Raw genomic sequence first — 19,930 nt, forward strand, 5'->3', positions numbered from 1 at the left:
AGGAAAAAAGGAGAATTTAAAAGTTGTTTGTCAACATTGGTATAGGCCATATGTCGTGTTTTGGGAAGTGGGTAAACTGTGCTTTTTTTCGCAGAATGATTATAGAATAATGCGATGCTGCCCTATGTACAGGAGGCCAATGCACAGCATGTTCCCCGTAAATTCAGACCCATCGCTAAACGAATTTTCAGTTAAAGGGCGAATTGACGAGGAATGCGCTGAATTTGTTGTGGATGCCTATTGTGGTTTATCCTAGGAGGTCGGAATCCCGAAACGTTTGTCTGAGCTGGGAGTAACCGATCCGGACCTTAATCTGTTAGCAGACAATGCGATGAAAGATGCATGTGCATCTGCATCTGGTAATCCATTTCAACCGACCAAAGAGGAAGTTAATGCTCTGTTTCAAAAAATACTTTAAAGGGAGTGCCTGCACTGGAAAGCGCATGTTTGGACTAGGACTTTTGGAGGATGTCCTGTAAATAGAATAAGCGAACTATTGTTCTCCTTTTGTTTGTCGTATACAATCGAATCATGCTGATTCTAATAGAGTAACTTGAACTCTGTTGTATGCTGCAACGAAAGGATGTTATGCACCATGATGGGAAGAGCCCATTTGATTATTGGAACCGGGGTCTCCCTGTCGGTATTAGCTTTGAGTGGACACGAAGTGACACTAGCTGCCGTGGCTGCTGCTGTGGTCGGTTCACTGTTGCCGGATATTGATGAACCTAACTCGATGCTCGTGAGTCGTGCGTTGCCTACGAAAATGCTTAGACTCGTACAGCTTCTGATGATTGGGGCTGCCGGCTGGGTATTTTTCACCCGTATGGCCCCACCGCCGTGGAATCTTGTTCTGGCTTTGCTGATGATCAGCGCTTCCTTTATGCCTTCACGATCCATGCGCAAGGTCATTATCTTTTTAATTGGTATTGGCTTAGCCTGGTATGGGGAAGCATATGCGCCGTGGAACTACATTGCCGGGTGTCTGCTGATCATCTGTACGCTTGTCCCACACCGGGGATTGACACACACGGTGTACGGGACAGCGGCATGGACTGCTTTGCTGTACGGCACGACTCGTCTGCATGGGGATAGCATATGGCTGGCCGGAGGTATGGCGTACTTGCTGCATTTGCTCGCTGATTCCTTGACGAATAACGGTATTAAACCTTTGCCGCCGTTCAAATGGAAGCTGCGGTTTAAGCTGATGAGTACCGGAACCCGCAAGGGGGCAAAGGTTGAGAACGTCTGCATCACTTTAACAGCTGTACTTGTCGTTATTGCTTTACTTCGTTATAAGCATTTAATTTGAGACTTTCATTCTGTTCTATCAAATCAAAAAAACAGTCAATGCACGTACAACGTGTTTTGACTGTTTTTTTAATAGGCTGTGACTCTCTATGATATCTTAGGCTCGTTCAATAATCGTATTCAGCGTGGTACGATCCAGATTTTGTACCAGCTTGACGATCAGTTCTTTGGCTGCATCGTAATCATCGGTGTGAATAATAGATGAGGAAGTATGGATGTATCGTCCGCAAATACCAATGACGGTAGAGGGTACACCAATTCCGCTCAAGTGCACCTGCCCTGCATCTGTTCCCCCTGTAGAAATAAAATATTGATATTTGATTTTGTGTGTTTCCGCCATGTCCTGTACATATTCTACAATCCCGCGATGCGTAATCATACCTGGATCAAATACCCGCAGCAGTGCGCCTTTGCCAAGCTGCCCGTATGCATTCGGATCACCGCCCATATCGTTGGCAGCACTGCAATCCAGTGCAAAGAAAATGTCCGGCTGAATCAGATTGGCCGCTGTACGTGCACCGCGCAGTCCCACTTCCTCCTGGACAGTAGCTCCTGCATACAACGTATTAGGAAGTTTGTTCTTTTCCTTATGTAATGCCTCCAGCAGTTCAATTGCCAAGCCTACACCATAGCGGTTATCCCATGCTTTAGCCATGATTTTTTTAGGATTTGCGAGTGGCGTGAATTCACAGATCGGTGCAATGGCCGTTCCAGGTACGATCCCCAGCTTTTGCGCTTCCTGACGGCTGTCAACACCGATATCCAGATACATATGCTTGATGTCCATGGGCTTGCTGCGTTGAGACTCATCCAGCAAATGAGGCGAGACAGAACCGACTACACCGATCACTGGACCATTAGGGGTCAGCACCTGAAGACGTTGTGACATGATGGCCTGACTCCACCAGCCTCCAACCGGCTGAAAACGAATCATTCCATTTTCCGTAATGCCGTTCACGATAAAACCGACCTCATCCAGATGGCCTGCCACCATCACACGTGGTCCACTTTCTTCACCGCGTAGTACGCCAAAAAGACTGCCCAAACGATCTTGCACAATTTCATCCGTATAACCGGATATCTGTTCTTTAACCCATGCCCGCAGCTCACGCTCGTGACCGGGAATGGAAGGAAACTCCGTTAAAGTTTTAAACAATTCCAAAGTTTTTGATTCCATGGTGTATTCCTCACTCCTTATTAATTAACCAGTGGTCGTCATGTGTTTAGTATGAAGGCATTTTTATGGAATGTCCACGATATCATTTTCCTGACATAACATTTCCCCAAAAAGCTCATAATGATAAAGACCCAAGCAATCTGAACCGCCAAGCGCGGAACTTACGAATAAGGGGTGGTGAATGATGCCAGCTAAATCCGGGCAGCGTGGTTTTCGTACCAATACGTCTCCGCTGTCCATAAATGAGAAGGACTATCAGAGTGTTTCCCAAAAGCATGAACCCTCCAGAAAAGTATTTGCCAATTGTGTGCGCGCCTTTCTGGTTGGGGGAGGCATCTGTGTGATTGGGCAGGCGATTCAGGAGGCTTTTATGGCAGGGATGCACATTTCAGCCAAAGAGGCTGCTGCGCCGACCTCATCCATGATGATCTTGCTGGCGGTCATATTAACCTGCATCGGTGTCTATGATAAGGTTGCCCAATGGGCAGGAGCGGGAACCGCTGTACCCATTACAGGCTTTGCCAACTCGATGTGTTCGGCTGCATTGGAATATCGTTCCGAGGGACTGGTGCTCGGGGTGGGCGCGAATATGTTCAAGCTGGCAGGCTCGGTTGTCGTATTCGGGGTTGTGGCCGCATTTATCGTGGGCGTTATATACGCTATCCTCGGTGTGGGGGGCAATCACTTATGAAAAGGCAGGGAGGACAAACCTGGAAGTTCGAATCAAGACCGCGCATCATTGGAAGTGCAACTGTCGTTGGCCCGGATGAAGGAGAGGGGCCGTTGTCCACAGATTTTGATTATATTTATGACAATATCGAAATTAACGAGAAAACGTGGGAAAAAGCGGAACGCAGACTCATTGAGCATTCTACCGAGCTGGCGCTCATTAATGCCAATTTAAACAAAGAGGAAGTGCAGTTTTTTATCAGTGGTGATCTGATGAATCAGATTATCAGCAGCTCCTTTTCGGCTAGTAAGCTGGCTATTCCTTATTTAGGCGTTTTTGGGGCCTGTTCAACATCAATGGAAAGCTTGGCCTTGGCAGCGCTTATTGTGGACTCTGAGGCGGGCGATTACGTAATGGCGGGGACGACCAGTCATAACTGTACTGTGGAAAAGCAGTTCCGCTACCCTACGGAATATGGATCACAGAAGCCGCCCACGGCTCAGTATACCGTTACGGGTTCCGGCGCGGCCGTTGTGGGACATGCCAAGTCAGGCACGGTGGTCGATTGTGCTACTATTGGCCGCGTAATGGATATGGGCATTAAAGATCCCTTTAATATGGGGGGAGCCATGGCTCCAGCGGCGGCGGACACCCTGTTGTCTCATTTTCGAGATACAGGCCGTGATCCTGGTTACTATGATCTCATTGTAACAGGGGATTTAGCCTCAGTGGGGCTGCCGATTGCCAAGGAACTGCTCAAAAAAGATGGTTTCGATATGAATCAGACAAAATTTAATGATTGCGGTTTACTGATTTACGATATCAATAAGCAAAAGAAAGTTATAGCAGGGGGCAGTGGTTGCGGATGCTCAGCTGTTGTAACCTATGGGCATCTGTTAAAGCGGATCGAAAAGGGAGAGCTACAAAAGGTACTGGTCGTGGCGACCGGAGCGTTATTATCTCCTTTGTCCACCCAGCAGGGGGAAAGCATTCCCTGCATTGCACATGCTGTAGCTTTTGAAGCGGGAGGAAAAGTATGATATTTCTATGGGCTTTTTTAGTGGGTGGTGCCATTTGTGTCGTCGGTCAGTTGATGATGGATGTCATTAAAATGACGCCGGCACATACAATGAGCACGTTGGTGGTAGCAGGTGCAATTGCGGATGCAGTCGGAATATACGATCCGCTTATCAAATTTGCAGGAGCGGGTGCGACGATTCCAATTACCAGTTTTGGTAACTCACTCGTACACGGCGCATTAACCGAATTGGAAAAGGACGGATGGCTTGGTGTCATTACAGGGATCTTTAGTCTGACAAGTGCAGGGATTTCCTCGGCGATTATTTTCTCATTTTTGGCATGCTTGTTTGTTCGTCCAAAAGGAAGCATTTAAAAGCAGCGTATACCTTTGGGATATGACATAAGTAAATATGTGGTTACGTAGCCCTTCGGATCTAATGGCCGAAGGGCTTTTGATTGTTCTGCACATGGAACGATACGAAAGAAGGTTGGCCTTGAATAATATGGACAGCCGGTTAAGTGTACTCTGTGCCGACCTTCATGTACAATAATAGGAAACATGTTGCTATCTAGGAGGTTTACAGAGTTATGCCCGTACGTCAAGAATCTATGCAGATTGTATCTGCAATCCGTTCTAATCTGGAATCATGCATATTAGGTAAATCCTTTGAAATAAAATTACTGCTTACGTCTATGCTGGCGGGTGGACACATTCTGATCGAGGACGTTCCGGGTACGGGAAAAACGCAAATGATCAAGGCCCTTGCCAAATCCATGCGCGGTGATTACCGCCGTGTCCAATGTAATCCTGATATTCTCCCAAGTGATATTACGGGGGTTTCCATATTTCATCCACGGGATGAACGTTTTTATTTCCGTCCGGGTCCTGTGATGACAAACATTTTGCTGGCGGACGAAATTAACCGGGCCACGACGAAAACTCAATCGGCTCTGCTGGAAGTGATGGAAGAGCGCAGTGTGACGGTGGATGGGGAAACGCATATGTTGCCTCATCCTTTTATGCTGTGTGCAACACAAAATCCGATTGATTTTGAGGGCACTTATATGCTCCCGGAAGCGCAGTTGGATCGTTTTATGCTTAAAATCAGCCTGGGCTATCCTGACATGGAGACAGAGCGGAACATGCTGCTTCATCATCAGGTGGGTCAGCCGGCAGACCGTCTGGAGGCTGTAGCCCATATGGAACAGATTGCTGCGATCCAGCAGGAAATCCGAGAAATCTATATGGACGAGGCAGTAACGTCCTATTTACTTAATATTGTGCGTGCCACGAGAGAACATCCGTCGGTGCTGCTGGGAGCCAGCCCACGGGCGGCGCTTGCTTTTGTGATGGCCGCCAAGGCGTACGCTTTTCTGGACAACCGTGATTATGTGCTGCCTGATGATGTGAAGGCGCTGGCACCCTTTGTGCTAACGCACCGTTTGTTGCTCCGCCCCGAGGCGCGTCTGGATAGTTCCAACGCCCAGTCCGTGCTTCAGGCTATTCTTCGGCAGGTTCATGTCCCCGTACGGATGGAGCGTTCTTAGGAAATGAACATGGTCAAAAGAAAACGCAGGCTACCCCGTCTGTCCGGCCGCATCTGGCTTCTGATGGTCATATGGGTGGTGTGCCTGCTGTATTTGTTATTTCAGGGCGGCAAGACGTCGGTGATGCTGTTGTCTATGGTTACGCTGTTGGGTGTTTATTTATGGATCGTTGGTCTAAGCGGGGTTCGCCGTGTCCAGGGCTCGCGGCAGCTCTCACAAGGCTCGGAGTTTGGGGAGCTGTTACATGCGGGAGATCAGGTGCATGTAAAGCTGAATCTGCGTATTCCCGGCTTACTTCCGTTGCCGTATATCATTGTCCGCGAGGTCCTCAAGCGACATACAGGTGAATCCTGGTCGTTTGAGGATAGTGTCATTCCCAGTCTAAAGGGGGGCGGACAGCTTACATTTCAGACTCCTGCTTTAGAGCGGGGAAGCTATCATTTTGAGGAAACTGAATGTGTCAGTGAGGACATCTTCGGCCTGTTAGAGCACAAAGGCAGGTTGAATGCGCGCGGTGAATTTCGGGTCCTGCCCCGAACGGTATTCATTCCGTATTGGCAGGTGAATGACCGTCGCTCAAGGATGTCTGGGCCGCAAACGATTCAAACTCGAACACGGCGTGAAACGACGCAAATTAACGGTGTGCGGGACTATGTATATGGGGATCGGTTTTCACGTATTCACTGGAATGCGACTGCTCGTACAGGCAGCTGGAAATCCAAAGAATTTGAGCATGAAACGGTTCCCAAAACCATGCTTGTACTGGACCTGCAAACGAAGCATTATATAAACGCTGACCAGTTTGAACTGGCTGTGTCCTCTACCGCTTCATTGCTGGAATATGGCGGACGGGAGCGAATGGGGGTCGGTCTGTGCACGGCCGGAGAGAAGGGAACGGTTTTTCAGCCCAGTGAGCAGATGATGGAACGACAACGGATGATGCATCACTTGGTAGACATACACATGACTACACAAGGCAGCTTGATGGCCGCTGTGGAGAGCAGTGTGCGTCAATTTCCGCAAGGCTGCTATTTTGTGCTGGTCAGTCCGTTGAAGGATCAACGAGCGCTGGAACTTCTTCGCTGGGCTGATACCCGGGGGATGACTCCTTGCCACGTCCGTATCGGAGAAGGCTCCACTGAGAGAAAGGCTGAAGAATGGATAAGCATGCTTCGTACAAGGGGAATACAGGGCTATCATATTCCGAGCCTTGAAGAGCTCCCGGCTGTGATGGGAGGAGGGACACTATGAAGAGCTGGTTACAATCATTGAAGGGTTCCGGGGCGCTGGCCTTTACCTTTTTGTGGATTATTATTATTGCCATGCAATGGGTGTCCTTTGCTTCCGAATTGTGGATGGAGGAGACAAGAACACTTGTATTAATGACGATTACGATGCTGGCTCTGGTGAAAATTTTACTGCCATTCCGACCATGGATTGAATTTGTCATTAAGGCGGCGACGCTCTTTTTTATCTTATATCGGACACTCGTGGCCTACTCAATCATGATCCCTTTCGGGGGTGTAGCCAACCGCTTGGATCAATTCATATCTAATATGTCTCCTTATATTTGGTTTTCTCTTATCGCTTGGCTGATCATTGAAATGGTGCCGCTCATTGTTACGACAAAGCAGCGGATTATCGTATTTGTAGGTATCAATATTGCTGCACTGGCGGTGCTTGATTCATTCACCCCAACGGTGCTCTGGGAGGAAGTGGCCTGGATCGTCTTTGCCGGTATGGGCTGGCTGGTAACGCAGCATTTGCAGTATTTTCGTCAGCATTATCCACAAGGCTGGAAGCATATTCGCCGCTATCCATATAAAATCGCAGCCAATATTGCGGTCATTTTTGCGCTGATTATCATGGTTGGCGTGAATATGCCTGAGGTACAGCCCACCTTGACGGACCCCTATACGGCGTGGACTCAGCGCAATAGCACTACTACCGTTGGCATCAACAATGGAACCGGGGCGATGAATCAGCGGATGAGCACTGCTTCGGGTTATAGTCGCCAGGATAATCGGTTGGGTGGAGGTTTTAATTTTGATTATTCTCCCGTTATGACGATTACGACCAATCAGCGAAGCTATTGGCGGGGGGAATCGAAACGGATGTATTCGGGTACAGGCTGGAGTGATGCGGGCAACGACGATCAAACACTGAATGATGTGTCAATGACTGCAGAGCTGGAAAATACACAGGAAACGCGGCATTCGACCGAGCAGGTTGTTCAGACGATTACGATGCAAAATGATCAGAGCTATCCGGTGCTGTTTGGCGCCTATTCGATACATCGTGTCCAATCTGTGGACAGAGATTCACAGTCAAACGGGTTACATTGGAACCCGGAACAGGCAGAACTGCTTTGGAGCCCAGGCTCCCAAAGAACTGCTTATCCCAAAACGTATACCCTGGTATCACATGTGCCTGTAATTCCCGAGAAAGAGCTGCGCAAAAAAACCTATAGTGATCTATATGGGGCAAACAAACAGGAAGCTTACTTACAAATTCCAGATGAATTGCCGCAGCGAGTGCGCGATTTGGCTAAAAACATAACGGCCACAGCCAAAACACCGTATGAAAAGGTCGGGCTGCTACAGCGGTATTTACAGCAAAATTATGCATATACCAATAATCCGGACCTTTCACGAAAAAGAAGCAAGGATTTTGTAGATGCCTTTCTGTTTGAAATCCGGGAGGGCTATTGCGATTATTATTCCACTTCGTTAGTCATGATGGCTCGCTCGGTTGGGGTTCCAGCCCGTTGGGTCAAAGGATACGCGCCTGGCCAGCAGACGTTTTCGGATGAAGCAACAACAAGTGATGGTGACGAAAATATGTCCTCTTACTCTGTAACCAACGCGGATGCTCATTCCTGGGCGGAAGTATATTTGGGTGAATACGGCTGGGTTCCTGTAGAAGCTACGCCGGGCTTTGATATGCCGTTGCTTACGGAACAGGAGGATACAAAGACGCCAGATGCTCCCGAGGTGAAAGATCAGCCTGAACCAGAACAATCTGAACAGGCACCTCAGAATCATCCAGAAGAGGGATTAAAGATTCATCCGGTCATCATAGCTATAGCTGCTGCAATCCTTGTGCTGTGGGCTGCATATATTATCTGGCGTAATCGCGCAGATATCCACTTTTACCTGCTGCGCTTGCGCAGAGGAAAGCCGCTGACTCCAGATGAAAAGGTGATTGTCGAAACAGAGCACTGGTTACGGTTCATGCGAAGAAAGGGATTTGGGCGTGCCAGCCACGAGACGCTGCGAGAATCGATTGGCAGATGGTCGATCGAAGCACCGGAGCGTGCTGCCCTTTTACAACAGTTGCTCGGATGGTTTGAGCAAGCGCGTTATAGTCCCACTTCAGTGAGCGCGGAAGATTGGCGTCAGGTTCGAGAGCAAGCTTCCCTGTTGCATAAAGAAGGACGGACGAGACGAGGAGCTGGACGAAAAGCTGCGCCAGATCAAAAGGATAAAGGTTAGTTATTTTCTCCAGGCTCGAATGCCGCCGATTTATAATCTTTATCTATAAGCTTGGTAAAAAAGCTGTCCGTTTGTTGCGGATAGCTTTTTACTAAGCCATAGTAATATGGTATAGTTTGTCGTATGAAACTGAGGTGACCGATGTTGTTTGAAATGCTGATGCCCAAATTACGGGTGAATACCGTCTTTGATATTGATCTTGAAGGCTTGTATGCGCAAGGATATCGCGGCATTATTACGGATCTGGATAACACGCTGGTCGGTGCAAAAGCGCCGAATGCGACTCCCGAGCTGGTGGCCTGGTTCGAAAAGGTCAAACAGGCGGGTTTTAAGCTTGTCATCGTGTCCAATAACAATATGAACCGTGTATCCATGTTTGCTACACCTTTGGACATTGAATTTATACATGCTGCACGGAAACCTTCCAATTCATCTTTTCGCAGAGCCATTCGTATGATGGGGCTTACTCCGGAAGAGACTATTATGGTCGGGGACCAAATGTTGACGGATGTATTAGGTGGCAACCGACTGGGATTGCATACGGTATTGGTGTTGCCGATATCCATCCACGATGAAGGATTCATGACCCGCTTTAATCGGCGGTTGGAGCGAATCGCGCTCACAAGGTTACGTAAGAAAGGCTTATGGCTTGAGGAGGAAAAGAAGAATGACTGAAAGACCTGACGGCGGAACTGCCGTCAAATGTAGTGGCTGCGGTATCACTATGCAGATCACTAGCCCGGAGCTTCCGGGATATATTCCGGAAAAATTACTTACACGGGAGCCTGTCATCTGTCAGCGCTGCTTCCGGATCAAAAACTATAATGAAACGTCTTCGGTGGCAGTAGATCAGGACGAGTTCTTAAAGCTGCTCAGTCAGATTGGGGACAAGGACGCGCTCGTCATCCACATTGTAGACATCTTTGATTTTGAAGGCAGCTTGATTTCCGGTCTGCAACGTTTTGTAGGCTCTAATCCGGTTGTACTGGCTGTGAACAAGACCGATTTGCTGCCTAAGGTAACGAATTGGAACAAGGTGCTTAACTGGGTACAAAAGCAAGCAAAGGAGCAAGGACTACGGACAGCGGATATTGTACTGTGCTCGGCTAAGAAAAATCAGGGCTTTGACCGTTTGCTGGATGTGGTATCTGAGCTGCGTGGCAACCGAGACGTGTATGTGGTCGGTGCGACAAATGTAGGTAAATCCACGCTTATTAACCGCCTGATTCGTGATTACAGCGATATGGAGCAGGAACTCACAACGTCCCGTTACCCGGGAACTACACTCGATATGGTGAATATTCCACTCGATGACGGCAAGCATATTATTGATACTCCGGGTATTGTGTACCCTTGGCGATTCAGTGAGATCGTCTCCCGTCAGGATTTGAGTGCCATTATGCCGGACAAGCCATTGAAGCCTGCAGCATATCAGTTGGATTCTGGGCAAACTTTGTTTTTCGGTGGGATGGCCCGATTTGATTTTGTAGACGGTCAGCACCAATCCTTTACCTGCTACATTAACGGTGGGCTTAAAATACATCGCACGAAGCTGGAGCGGGCTGATCAACTGTTCGCTGATCATGCCGGGGAATTGCTTTCTCCGCCAACGCGCGATCAATTGGCAGAAATGCCTGAATGGACGAGACATGAGTTCCGTGTTCCCCGTAAAGCTCCATCGGACATCTATATTTCCGGTTTGGGATGGATCAGGGTGAATAGCGATAGTGGAGCTCTGGTAGCGGTTCATGTCCCTCGGGGAATCCGTGTCCTTTTGCGGCCTGCGTTGATTTAACGGATGTTGTAAGCCATGTTATAGGGCGGCAAGGAACATGTTCAGGTTCCTGCCGCCATTCATGTATTTGTGCGGCCTAATATTTTGCAATATGGGGGAGAACAACGATGAACAGCGCGGAGTCCGGAGCAACCGAACAAGGTCATGTACTATTAGGTGTATTGGGGGATCCGATCAAGCACTCCAAATCGCCTCTTATGCATAAAATAGCTTTACAGGCAGCGGGGATTGAAGGAGATTTTGTACCCCTTCACGTCAAACCGGATCAGCTGGAGGATGCCATGAAGGGAATTCGGGCTTTGCATTTCCGCGGAGTCAATGTGACAATTCCCCATAAAGTTGAGGTTATGAAATATCTGGATGAGATTGATGAAGGGGCCAGGCTTATCGGCGCCGTCAATACAATTGTGAATGACAACGGACGACTCAAGGGTTACAACACCGACGGAATAGGCTATGTGCGTTCCCTCAAGGAAGAGACTGCGGTCGAATTGAAAGGGGCAAGAATTGCCGTTCTTGGAGCCGGGGGGGCTGCTCGCGGCGTGATTCATGCTCTATTGGAGGAACAGCCGGAATCGGTCATTATTCTGAACCGAACACGTGACAAAGCTGAGCTGCTGGCAGAGGAATGGACGACGGAAGCGATTCCAGTAACGGGCTATTCCAACGATGAGGCAAAGAACGTGCTTGCAACGGTGGATGTGTTGATTAATACAACCTCGGTGGGAATGTCTCCTTTATCAGATGAGCTTCCACTCGAAACAAGCTTGATTCCGGAGGGAATCATTGTGAGTGATTTGATTTATAACCCGCTGGAAACAAGGCTTTTACGTGAAAGCCGTGAACACCGCGGCTGTATTGTGCATGGAGGCTTGGGGATGTTTGTGTATCAGGGAGCAGTCGCCTTTGAGTATTTTACGGGGATTGCCCCGGCGGTAGATCAAATGAGAGCGGTGGTCCTGAGAAGTCTGTCCTAAGTCAGTTTTACATTAAAATTATGGAAATGCCGCATTGTATATGTGGTGATGAAGGGGTTAATTATACATGTTAACAGGTAAACAAAAAAGATATTTGCGCTCAATGGCGCATCATTTGGACCCGGTTTTTCAAGTAGGGAAAAATGGTACAAATGAGCATCTTATGCGTCACATCAACGATGCGATTGAAAAACGTGAATTGATGAAGGTGCAAATTTTGAACAACTGTTTGGACGACAAGCACGAAATTGCGGAAGAGCTGGCTGCGGAAACAGGCTCCGAACTTGTGCAGATCATCGGGAGCACTATTATTTTGTACAAGGAGTCCCGTGACCACAAGCAAATCGAGTTGCCAAGAGGATAACACGCGGGGAGAATACTATGAAAATCGGTATTATGGGCGGTACATTTGACCCGATTCATATAGGACATCTGCTGGCTGGGGAAGCGGCAAGGGATGCCTATGCGCTGGATCAAGTATGGTTTATGCCTTCTCATATCCCACCGCACAAGCATCAAGCGGGGGCGAGCGGTACGGAGCGCTTGGAGATGACGAGAGAAGCGGTGGCTGGGCATCCCGCTTTTGAAGTGCTGGATATTGAAGTGCTTCGCGGTGGGGTATCTTATACCATTGACACGATCAAGGAGCTTCAGGAGCTGCATCCTGCTGTGGATTTTTATTTTATTATCGGCGCGGATATGGTGAACTACTTACCTCATTGGCAGGGAATTGAGGAGCTGGCGCAGCGGATTTGCTTTATCGGTGTCAGGCGCCCGGGTTTCCAGCTTGCCTTACATGAGTTGCCGCATTATTTGCAGGACAAGGTATTGCTGGCGGATATGCCAGTGGTGGATATTTCTTCGACGGATATTCGGGAACGTGCTGCGGAAGGGCGCACCATTCGTTATCTTGTGCCTGACCGTGTGCATGACTATATAACAAGGGGCGGTTTGTATGAAGTACAGCCGTGAACAATTGATGGAGGCCGTATCCGGTCAGATGCCTGAAAAACGCTGGAAGCACACGCTGGGTGTTATGCATTCCTCCGTGGAGCTAGCCAAGCGCTATGGCGCAGACCCGGAGAAGGCCGAACTGGCGGCTATTTTGCATGATGTAGCAAAATATTGGCCTGTTCAGCAGATGGAAGAAGTGATTCGCAGTCATCCCGAATGTGATCAGGAGCTTTTGGAGCATGACAAGCAGCTCTGGCATTCTGAGGTGGGGTACTGTATTGCCGCAAGAGATTACGGAGTGGACGATCCGGAAATACGGAATGCGATCCGCTGGCATACGTCGGGGCGTGTAGGCATGAGCCTGCTGGACAAAGTCGTGTGTCTGGCTGATTACATCGAGCCGGGCCGGGATTTCCCCGGGGTCGATCATATCCGAAAACAGGCCAAAAAAAGTTTGGAGAAGGGTCTTGTCGCTGGCTTTGACTCTACGATTTCATTGTTGCTGGAGAAGCAAAAGGTTATTTTTCCGCTGACGGTCTTGTCGCGCAATGACTTGATTCAACAACTAAAACTAAGAAAAACGGAGGTTCATGAATGACCTTAACTAATGAGCAATTGATGCAAACTGCGGTTGATGCCGCTAATGATAAAAAGGCAATGAATATTGTCGCACTGGATTTGCGTGGAGTATCACTCGTCGCAGATTATTTTGTAATCTGCCATGGTAATTCGGACACACAGGTACAGGCGATTGCAACAGAAATTCGCAAACGTGCCCATGATGAAGGCGTAACCATTAAAGGTATCGAAGGTATGGATTCCGCACGCTGGGTTCTGATGGATTTGGGAGATGTCGTAGTGCATGTTTTCCATCGCGATGAGCGTGAATATTATAACATTGAACGACTTTGGTCGGACGCTAAGGTTGTGGAGAAGGTATGAGTCTGATTGCTGGTACTTATGTCACCATTATGGTGGATCGTGAGGTGTCCCCTTTCGGCTACTTTCTCACCGTTGGTGAGCAGGATGTGCTGCTGCATTATACGGAGCTGACACGCGAGATCGAGGTAGGCGAACGGTTGGAGGTATTTATTTTTTACGATACAGAGGACCGTTTGGCCGCAACCATGAAAAAGCCGTTTTTGTCGCTGGGCGAAATGGCAAAGCTTGAGGTGGCTGATGTGCATCCGCGTTTGGGATGCTTCCTGGAGATGGGACTGGGCCGCCAGCTGTTGCTGCCGATTCGCGAGCTGCCGGAGAACCGAGATTTGCATCCTCGGGTGGGCGACTACGTGTATGCGATCATGGAGCATGACAAGCAGGGCAGACTGCGGGCTAAGCTGGCAGGGGAGCAGGAGCTGGCTCCGCTGTGCTTCTATGCTCCTAGTTCGTGGCTAAATACGTGGGTGCAGGCGACCGTGTACAAACCGCTTCAGATGGGCACATTTGTCCTGGTAGACGGAGGTGTACTTGGTTTTGGGACTATTGGTATGATTCATTCCTCGGAACGTAACCGGATGCTTCGCTTGGGCGAAGAGGTTAAGGTACGGGTCACACTTGTTCGTGAAGACGGTCGTGTCAATCTAGCAATGTCGCCGCGTAAGGAAGTGGGCCGCAATGAGGATGCAGATCGGCTGATAGCTTTTCTGAAAGAGCGCCCGGGCGGAGGTATGCCTTATTCTGATGCAACCCCGGCCGACATTATCAAGCAACGGTTTGGCATCAGTAAATCCGCCTTCAAGCGTGCGATGGGCAAGCTGATGAAGGAAGGACTGGTTACACAAAAGGAAAACTGGACCTACCTGGTGGAGAAAATGCCTAAACCGAAGGACGGGAATGAGGAATAGAAAATGGCTTCTTACCGGAAGTTTGCCTATGTGTATGATGAGCTGATGCAGGATATGCCCTACCCGGACTGGTTGCGATTTGCACGGCAGGCTTGGGAAGAGCACGGTATGCCGCACATGGTGGCCGAGCTGGGCTGCGGAACGGGCTCCATTACGATTCCTTTGGTTAACTCGGGCTTCGAGGTGGCTGGCATCGACGTATCTTCTGATATGCTGGCGGTAGCCCGTCGTAAAATGGAAACTACCCCGCAAGGACAACGATTGTTTCGTGAGGGAAGCATCCGCTGGTTACAGCAGGATATGCGGGAATGGATTTTACCGGAGCCCGTGGATTCGGTTATTTCTTTTTGCGATTGTTTGAATTATTTGCTGGAGGAAGAAGACATAACGGCTACTTTTCGCAGAACGTATGCTGGTCTTAAGCCCGGCGGTACCTTTTTGTTTGATGTACATCATCCCCAGACGTTTTTGCGTTATGATGAAGAGCAGCCCTTTGTACTGGACGAACGCTCTATCTCATATATCTGGACCTGTGCGCTGGACACGCCTCGCTGTGAAATTGAGCATCATCTTAGTATTTTTGCAAGAGCAGAAAATGAAGGACGCGATCTGTACCAGCGGTTTGAGGAAATTCATGTACAGCGTGCCTATGACCCGGACTGGATGAAGGCAGAATTGTTCAAAGCGGGTTTTCGTGATGTGAAGGTGTATGCGGATTTTGAATGGGTAGAAGCTCAGGATGATGCAGCGAGACTTTTTTATGTTGCTGTAAAATAATGAGACTTTATATTGAGCGAATATGAAAAAAAGAAGGACGCTTTTCATGATGACATGAAGGGCGTCTTTTTGTATGGAGGAGAGGCTGATGTGCTCAAATTTTATATGTTTACTTTATAGTTCAGTTGAAGTTCATCGCCAGGTACACCACGAATGCCCCAATTTTGCTTCGGCGTTTCAAATATAGTAATCTCAAGATCCTGGGGAGCAATCCCCAAATGATCGGTAATTCTTTGGAATAACAGCTTAATGAGCTGCTTCTTGGCTTCTGTCGATCTGCCTTCAAACATACTGATCTCAATAATGGTGTAGGCCTCCGAGCGATCGTGGGCAAATATAAAGTCTTCCTGACTCATAGGAAAAAAGCGGTGAAATCTTTTGTCGGCAGGATATTTGAACGCATCCACCACAGCGGAATGAATCACCTCTGAAAGCTGCTCTTTGATGGGATTCAGAGCTTCTTTTAGTCCGTAAATTTTAATCTGTGCCATGTCTCATCTCACCTTTCTTGTCTGAACTCATCTCAACTTAACTCAACTCAATCTAATTTAACTTGGATTTATTATAAAGCATTTACATTTGTATGTCATGGACCCAATGCAATAAAGATGGTGTTAACACCAAATGCAGTCCTTATTTGACTTTTTTCGCGGTTTTCAATATAATAGTGCCATTATTAACGGTTAAACAATCGCTGATGAGGAATAGTAGTTTTGTCTGGACATTTAGAGAGCCGGCGGGTGGTGCAAGCCGGTTGACAGCGCAAAATGAACTCACCTCGGAGATATGCGCCCAACGCAGGAACGCCCTATACAGGTGCTTATATTCTGTTATTAACCCGCATCGGATCACCTCCGTTATCAGGTGCAAAGGGAGTAGAAGGCGAAGAACGCTTTCTGCTAACTAGGGTGGTACCACGGGAATATAACCTCTCGTCCCTAGCGCTGACACGCTACGGGATGCAGAGGTTTTTTTGTTGCATACCGTTTGAGGAGGAAATGACAATGACAGACACACAGCCGAAGCACGGCTATCAACCGCAAAGTATTGAACCAAAATGGCAGAAATATTGGGATGAGAACAAGACATTTCGTACCGGGGAAGAGCCGGGCAAACCGAAGTTTTATGCTTTGGATATGTTCCCGTATCCGTCTGGAGCCGGTCTGCACGTAGGCCATCCGGAGGGTTACACGGCGACGGATATTGTTTCACGTTATAAGAGAATGCGCGGCTACAACGTACTGCACCCGATGGGTTGGGACGCCTTCGGTCTGCCTGCCGAGCAGCATGCGCTGGATACAGGTGAGCACCCGCGTGAAATTACGGTGAAAAACGTAAATAACTTCCGCCGCCAGATCAAATCGCTCGGTTTTTCGTACGACTGGGAGCGTGAAATCAGCACAACTGATCCTGATTACTATAAATGGACACAATGGATTTTTATCCAATTGTACAAGCGCGGTCTAGCTTATGTAGCTGAGGTACCCGTGAACTGGTGTCCTGCGCTGGGAACAGTGCTGGCGAACGAAGAAGTGATTGACGGTAAGAGTGAGCGCGGCGGTCATCCGGTCATCCGTAAGCCAATGCGTCAATGGATGCTGAAAATTACGGAATACGCGGATCGTCTGCTGGATGATCTGGAGGAGCTGGATTGGTCCGAGAGCATTAAGGATATGCAACGGAACTGGATCGGTAAATCTACTGGGGCAGAGGTTCATTTTCCAATTGAAGGCCATGACAAGCAGCTGACGGTATTTACAACTCGTCCGGATACGCTGTTCGGTGCAAGCTACTGTGTGCTGGCTCCAGAGCAAGAGCTGGTGGAAATCATCACTACACCTGAGCAAAAGGATGCTGTATATCAATACCGTGAGCAAGCTGCTCGTAAAAGCGATCTGGAGCGTACGGATCTGGCTAAGGATAAAACAGGCGTGTTTACAGGTGCATATGCGGTGAATCCGGTGAACGGTGAAAAGCTGCCGATCTGGATTGCCGACTATGTGTTGGCAGGCTACGGAACAGGCGCAATTATGGCTGTACCGGGTCACGATACACGTGACTGGGAATTTGCCAAGAAGTTCGGATTGAAAATCACGGAGGTTGTCCAAGGTGGAGACGTGGCTAATGAGCCATACACCGAGGATGGTCCGCACGTCAATTCAGGCCTGCTGAATGGACTTACCAACGAGGAAGCGATTCCGAAGATGATTGAATGGCTGGAAGCTGAGGGTAAAGGACAGGGCAAAGTGACCTACCGTCTGCGTGATTGGCTGTTTAGCCGTCAACGCTATTGGGGTGAGCCGATTCCGGTAATTCATCTGGAAGATGGTACGATCAAAACGATTCCTGAGGATCAACTGCCGCTCATGCTGCCGGAGATGGACAACATCAAGCCTTCAGGCACGGGTGAATCCCCATTGGCCAATGCAAAAGAATGGGTAGAAACCATTGATCCTGAGACAGGCATGAAAGCACGTCGCGAGACCAACACAATGCCGCAATGGGCAGGAAGCTGCTGGTACTACCTGCGCTTTATTGACCCAAAAAATGATAAAGAGCTTGTATCCAAGGAGAAGCAGCGCGAATGGATGCCTGTTGATCTGTACATTGGCGGAGCGGAACATGCGGTTCTTCATTTGCTGTATGCTCGTTTCTGGCACAAGGTACTGTATGATCTCGGCGTAGTGGAAACGAAAGAGCCTTTCTACAAACTGGTCAACCAAGGCATGATTTTGGGCAATAACAATGAAAAAATGAGTAAATCGCGTGGTAATGTCATCAATCCTGACGATATCGTGAATACGTATGGCGCCGATACGCTGCGTATTTATGAGATGTTCATGGGGCCGCTCGAAGCGACCAAGCCATGGAACGAGAACGGGGTTGAGGGAGCACATCGTTTTCTGTCTCGCATATGGCGCCTGTTTGTTTCAGAGGATGGTAGCCCTAACGATAAAATTACAAATGACGGCGGAAGCGATGAGTTCAAGCGGACTTGGCATAAAACGCTGAAAAAAGTAACCGAAGATCTGGATGCGCTGCGCTTTAATACGGCGATCAGCCAGTTGATGATTTTCACCAACGATGCATATAAAGCAGACCTTCTGCCGCGTGCAGCGATGGAAAACTTCGTGCAAATGCTGTCGCCGCTTGCACCGCATCTGGCCGAGGAACTGTGGCAGTTGCTGGGGCACAACGAGAGCATTACCTACGCGGCTTGGCCTGCTTATGATGAAGCATGGACGGTAGACGCCGAAGTAGAAATTGTCGTACAGGTGAATGGTAAAATCGTGCAGCGTGCAACGATTGCCAAGGACCTTGATGCCAAAGAGATGGAAGCATTTGCTTTGTCTCTGGACAACGTTCAGCAGGTGCTGGCTGGCAAAACGGTTCGCAAGGTAATTGCAGTTCCAGGCAAGCTGGTTAATATTGTTGCCGGTTAATCGGCTTTAAGCCGAAGGAGACATCTATCTTTTGCATGTCCTCCTCATACTTGTTGTGTGTGGCCCGTATCAGCTCGGGAAAGACGCTGTGCAGGCTGATATCCAGCAGTGCAAGGGCTTCGGCGGTAATACCTCCGGGAACCGCTACCCTGGCTTGCAACTCGGCTGGTGTCATTCCGCCTTCTGTGAGCAGCTTTCCTGTGCCGATGATCATTTCACCGGCCAGGGCGCATAGCTCTGTACGGTCCATACCCGTGGCTTGAACAGCGGCTTGAATCCACTGGTCCATAAAAAAGGCCAAGAAAGCAGGTCCGCAACTGGAGAAATCGGACGTGATCCGCGTATAAGATTCTTTTACTCGAATCGGCCTGCTAATGTGGGACATAAGCTCTTCCAGAAGGGAGCGGTCCTCCTCTGTAATCCGGCTGCCATGGATGCAAAGTGAGGCTCCGCCCCCCACCTGGTGGGTGATGCTCGGAATAATTTTGGATACTTTGGCTTTCAGGGCATGCTCCAAAATGCGCACTTGCACCGGGCTTGTGATAGATACGACGATTTGCTCTTCTGTAATGACGTTGTGTATTTCATCCGTTACGGCTTTTGATTCCAGCGGCTTCACGCAGATAAACAAAATATCGCTTTCCGCTGCCGTTTCACGGTTGCTTTGAGCTGCATGCACACCTGGATAACGACGGGCCAGCTCGGCTACCTTGGAATGTGTTCGATTGCTTGCTGATATTTGCTGTGGCTTGAGTGCACCCGAATGAATAAAAGATTCAATTAGCAGACTTCCCATGCTGCCAGTCCCGATAAATCCAACTTTCATTGTTCAACGTCCTCCTTTCATACTTTGCGGTATAGACGCTGTCATTCTTCTTAGTGTATGCACCTGGTCTTGACCGACATGACGAATTTTA

The 19,930-nt window shown here is 48.7% G+C and carries 20 protein-coding genes, 1 pseudogene and 1 other annotated feature; of the genes and pseudogenes, 18 read left to right on the forward strand and 3 right to left on the reverse strand.

Going from position 1 to position 19,930, the window contains the following annotated elements:
* Positions 1-105: 105 nt before the first annotated feature.
* A pseudogene (locus LCF57_RS22925) lies at positions 106-418 on the forward strand (iron-containing alcohol dehydrogenase); the annotation flags it as partial.
* Positions 419-595: 177 nt separating this feature from the next.
* A complete protein-coding gene (locus tag LCF57_RS22930) occupies positions 596-1,312 on the forward strand; it encodes a metal-dependent hydrolase (RefSeq protein WP_226002774.1) in 717 nt (238 codons plus the stop codon).
* Positions 1,313-1,408: 96 nt separating this feature from the next.
* Here the strand turns inward: LCF57_RS22930 and LCF57_RS22935 are convergent, their stop codons facing one another.
* Complete coding sequence (locus LCF57_RS22935; RefSeq protein WP_226002775.1) at positions 1,409-2,488, reverse strand: M42 family metallopeptidase; 1,080 nt, start codon at positions 2,486-2,488, stop codon at positions 1,409-1,411.
* A gap of 184 nt (positions 2,489-2,672) precedes the next feature.
* Here LCF57_RS22935 and spoVAC point away from each other — a divergent pair, with 184 nt between their 5' ends.
* The 15 genes from spoVAC to LCF57_RS23010 all read left to right on the forward strand — a co-directional run bounded on the left by spoVAC (position 2,673) and on the right by LCF57_RS23010 (position 15,570).
* Positions 2,673-3,179 (forward strand): stage V sporulation protein AC, encoded by a 507-nt coding sequence (gene spoVAC, locus LCF57_RS22940; protein WP_226002776.1) that lies wholly within the window; start codon positions 2,673-2,675, stop codon positions 3,177-3,179.
* Positions 3,176-4,198 carry a stage V sporulation protein AD gene (gene spoVAD / locus LCF57_RS22945; RefSeq protein ID WP_226002777.1) on the forward strand — a complete coding sequence of 341 codons (1,023 nt, stop codon included), beginning with the start codon at positions 3,176-3,178 and terminating at the stop codon, positions 4,196-4,198. Before spoVAC ends, spoVAD begins: the two co-directional genes overlap by 4 nt.
* A complete protein-coding gene (spoVAE, locus tag LCF57_RS22950; RefSeq protein WP_013372209.1) occupies positions 4,195-4,551 on the forward strand; it encodes a stage V sporulation protein AE in 357 nt (118 codons plus the stop codon). The genes spoVAD and spoVAE overlap by 4 nt, the downstream gene beginning before the upstream one ends.
* Before the next feature lie 215 nt (positions 4,552-4,766).
* Positions 4,767-5,726 (forward strand): AAA family ATPase, encoded by a 960-nt coding sequence (locus tag LCF57_RS22955; protein WP_226002778.1) that lies wholly within the window; start codon positions 4,767-4,769, stop codon positions 5,724-5,726.
* Between the two features lie 3 nt (positions 5,727-5,729).
* The gene (locus LCF57_RS22960) at positions 5,730-6,977 is read left to right on the forward strand and encodes a DUF58 domain-containing protein (protein WP_226002779.1); all 1,248 of its coding nucleotides are present in this window, start codon (positions 5,730-5,732) and stop codon (positions 6,975-6,977) included.
* Positions 6,974-9,220: a DUF4129 domain-containing transglutaminase family protein gene (locus tag LCF57_RS22965; protein ID WP_226002780.1), complete on the forward strand. Its 2,247-nt coding sequence runs from the start codon at positions 6,974-6,976 to the stop codon at positions 9,218-9,220. Before LCF57_RS22960 ends, LCF57_RS22965 begins: the two co-directional genes overlap by 4 nt.
* A 144-nt stretch (positions 9,221-9,364) precedes the next feature.
* Entirely contained in the window at positions 9,365-9,895 is a 531-nt protein-coding gene (locus LCF57_RS22970) for a YqeG family HAD IIIA-type phosphatase (RefSeq protein WP_226002781.1), read from the forward strand.
* Positions 9,888-11,015, forward strand: a complete 1,128-nt coding sequence (gene yqeH / locus LCF57_RS22975) for a ribosome biogenesis GTPase YqeH (protein WP_226002782.1) — start codon at positions 9,888-9,890, stop codon at positions 11,013-11,015. The genes LCF57_RS22970 and yqeH overlap by 8 nt, the downstream gene beginning before the upstream one ends.
* Before the next feature lie 107 nt (positions 11,016-11,122).
* Entirely contained in the window at positions 11,123-11,992 is an 870-nt protein-coding gene (aroE, locus tag LCF57_RS22980; protein WP_226002783.1) for a shikimate dehydrogenase, read from the forward strand.
* 67 nt (positions 11,993-12,059) lie between these two features.
* On the forward strand, positions 12,060-12,356 hold the full coding sequence (gene yhbY, locus LCF57_RS22985) for a ribosome assembly RNA-binding protein YhbY (RefSeq protein ID WP_025718850.1): 297 nt from the start codon (positions 12,060-12,062) through the stop codon (positions 12,354-12,356).
* Between the two features lie 17 nt (positions 12,357-12,373).
* Complete coding sequence (nadD, locus tag LCF57_RS22990; protein ID WP_226002784.1) at positions 12,374-12,964, forward strand: nicotinate-nucleotide adenylyltransferase; 591 nt, start codon at positions 12,374-12,376, stop codon at positions 12,962-12,964.
* Positions 12,948-13,544: a bis(5'-nucleosyl)-tetraphosphatase (symmetrical) YqeK gene (gene yqeK / locus LCF57_RS22995; protein WP_226002785.1), complete on the forward strand. Its 597-nt coding sequence runs from the start codon at positions 12,948-12,950 to the stop codon at positions 13,542-13,544. The genes nadD and yqeK overlap by 17 nt, the downstream gene beginning before the upstream one ends.
* Complete coding sequence (gene rsfS, locus LCF57_RS23000; RefSeq protein WP_226002786.1) at positions 13,541-13,888, forward strand: ribosome silencing factor; 348 nt, start codon at positions 13,541-13,543, stop codon at positions 13,886-13,888. Before yqeK ends, rsfS begins: the two co-directional genes overlap by 4 nt.
* Positions 13,885-14,793, forward strand: a complete 909-nt coding sequence (locus LCF57_RS23005) for a S1 RNA-binding domain-containing protein (protein ID WP_226002787.1) — start codon at positions 13,885-13,887, stop codon at positions 14,791-14,793. The genes rsfS and LCF57_RS23005 overlap by 4 nt, the downstream gene beginning before the upstream one ends.
* A gap of 3 nt (positions 14,794-14,796) precedes the next feature.
* Entirely contained in the window at positions 14,797-15,570 is a 774-nt protein-coding gene (locus LCF57_RS23010; protein ID WP_226002788.1) for a class I SAM-dependent DNA methyltransferase, read from the forward strand.
* A 101-nt stretch (positions 15,571-15,671) separates the two neighbouring features.
* On the opposite strand, the gene LCF57_RS23015 is transcribed toward LCF57_RS23010, so the two are convergent.
* Positions 15,672-16,061: a tautomerase family protein gene (locus LCF57_RS23015; protein ID WP_226002789.1), complete on the reverse strand. Its 390-nt coding sequence runs from the start codon at positions 16,059-16,061 to the stop codon at positions 15,672-15,674.
* Positions 16,062-16,255: 194 nt separating this feature from the next.
* Positions 16,256-16,513, forward strand: a binding site (T-box leader).
* A gap of 61 nt (positions 16,514-16,574) precedes the next feature.
* On the opposite strand from LCF57_RS23015, the gene leuS reads away from it, so the two are divergent.
* Positions 16,575-19,013 carry a leucine--tRNA ligase gene (leuS, locus tag LCF57_RS23020; RefSeq protein WP_226002790.1) on the forward strand — a complete coding sequence of 813 codons (2,439 nt, stop codon included), beginning with the start codon at positions 16,575-16,577 and terminating at the stop codon, positions 19,011-19,013.
* Here the strand turns inward: leuS and comER are convergent.
* The gene (gene comER / locus LCF57_RS23025; RefSeq protein ID WP_226002791.1) at positions 18,994-19,839 is read right to left on the reverse strand and encodes a late competence protein ComER; all 846 of its coding nucleotides are present in this window, start codon (positions 19,837-19,839) and stop codon (positions 18,994-18,996) included. The genes leuS and comER overlap by 20 nt on opposite strands.
* Positions 19,840-19,930 lie beyond the last annotated feature (91 nt).

Origin of the sequence: Paenibacillus sp. BJ-4 (assembly GCF_020404765.1) — a bacterium.
Classification (GTDB): Bacteria; Bacillota; Bacilli; order Paenibacillales; family Paenibacillaceae; genus Paenibacillus.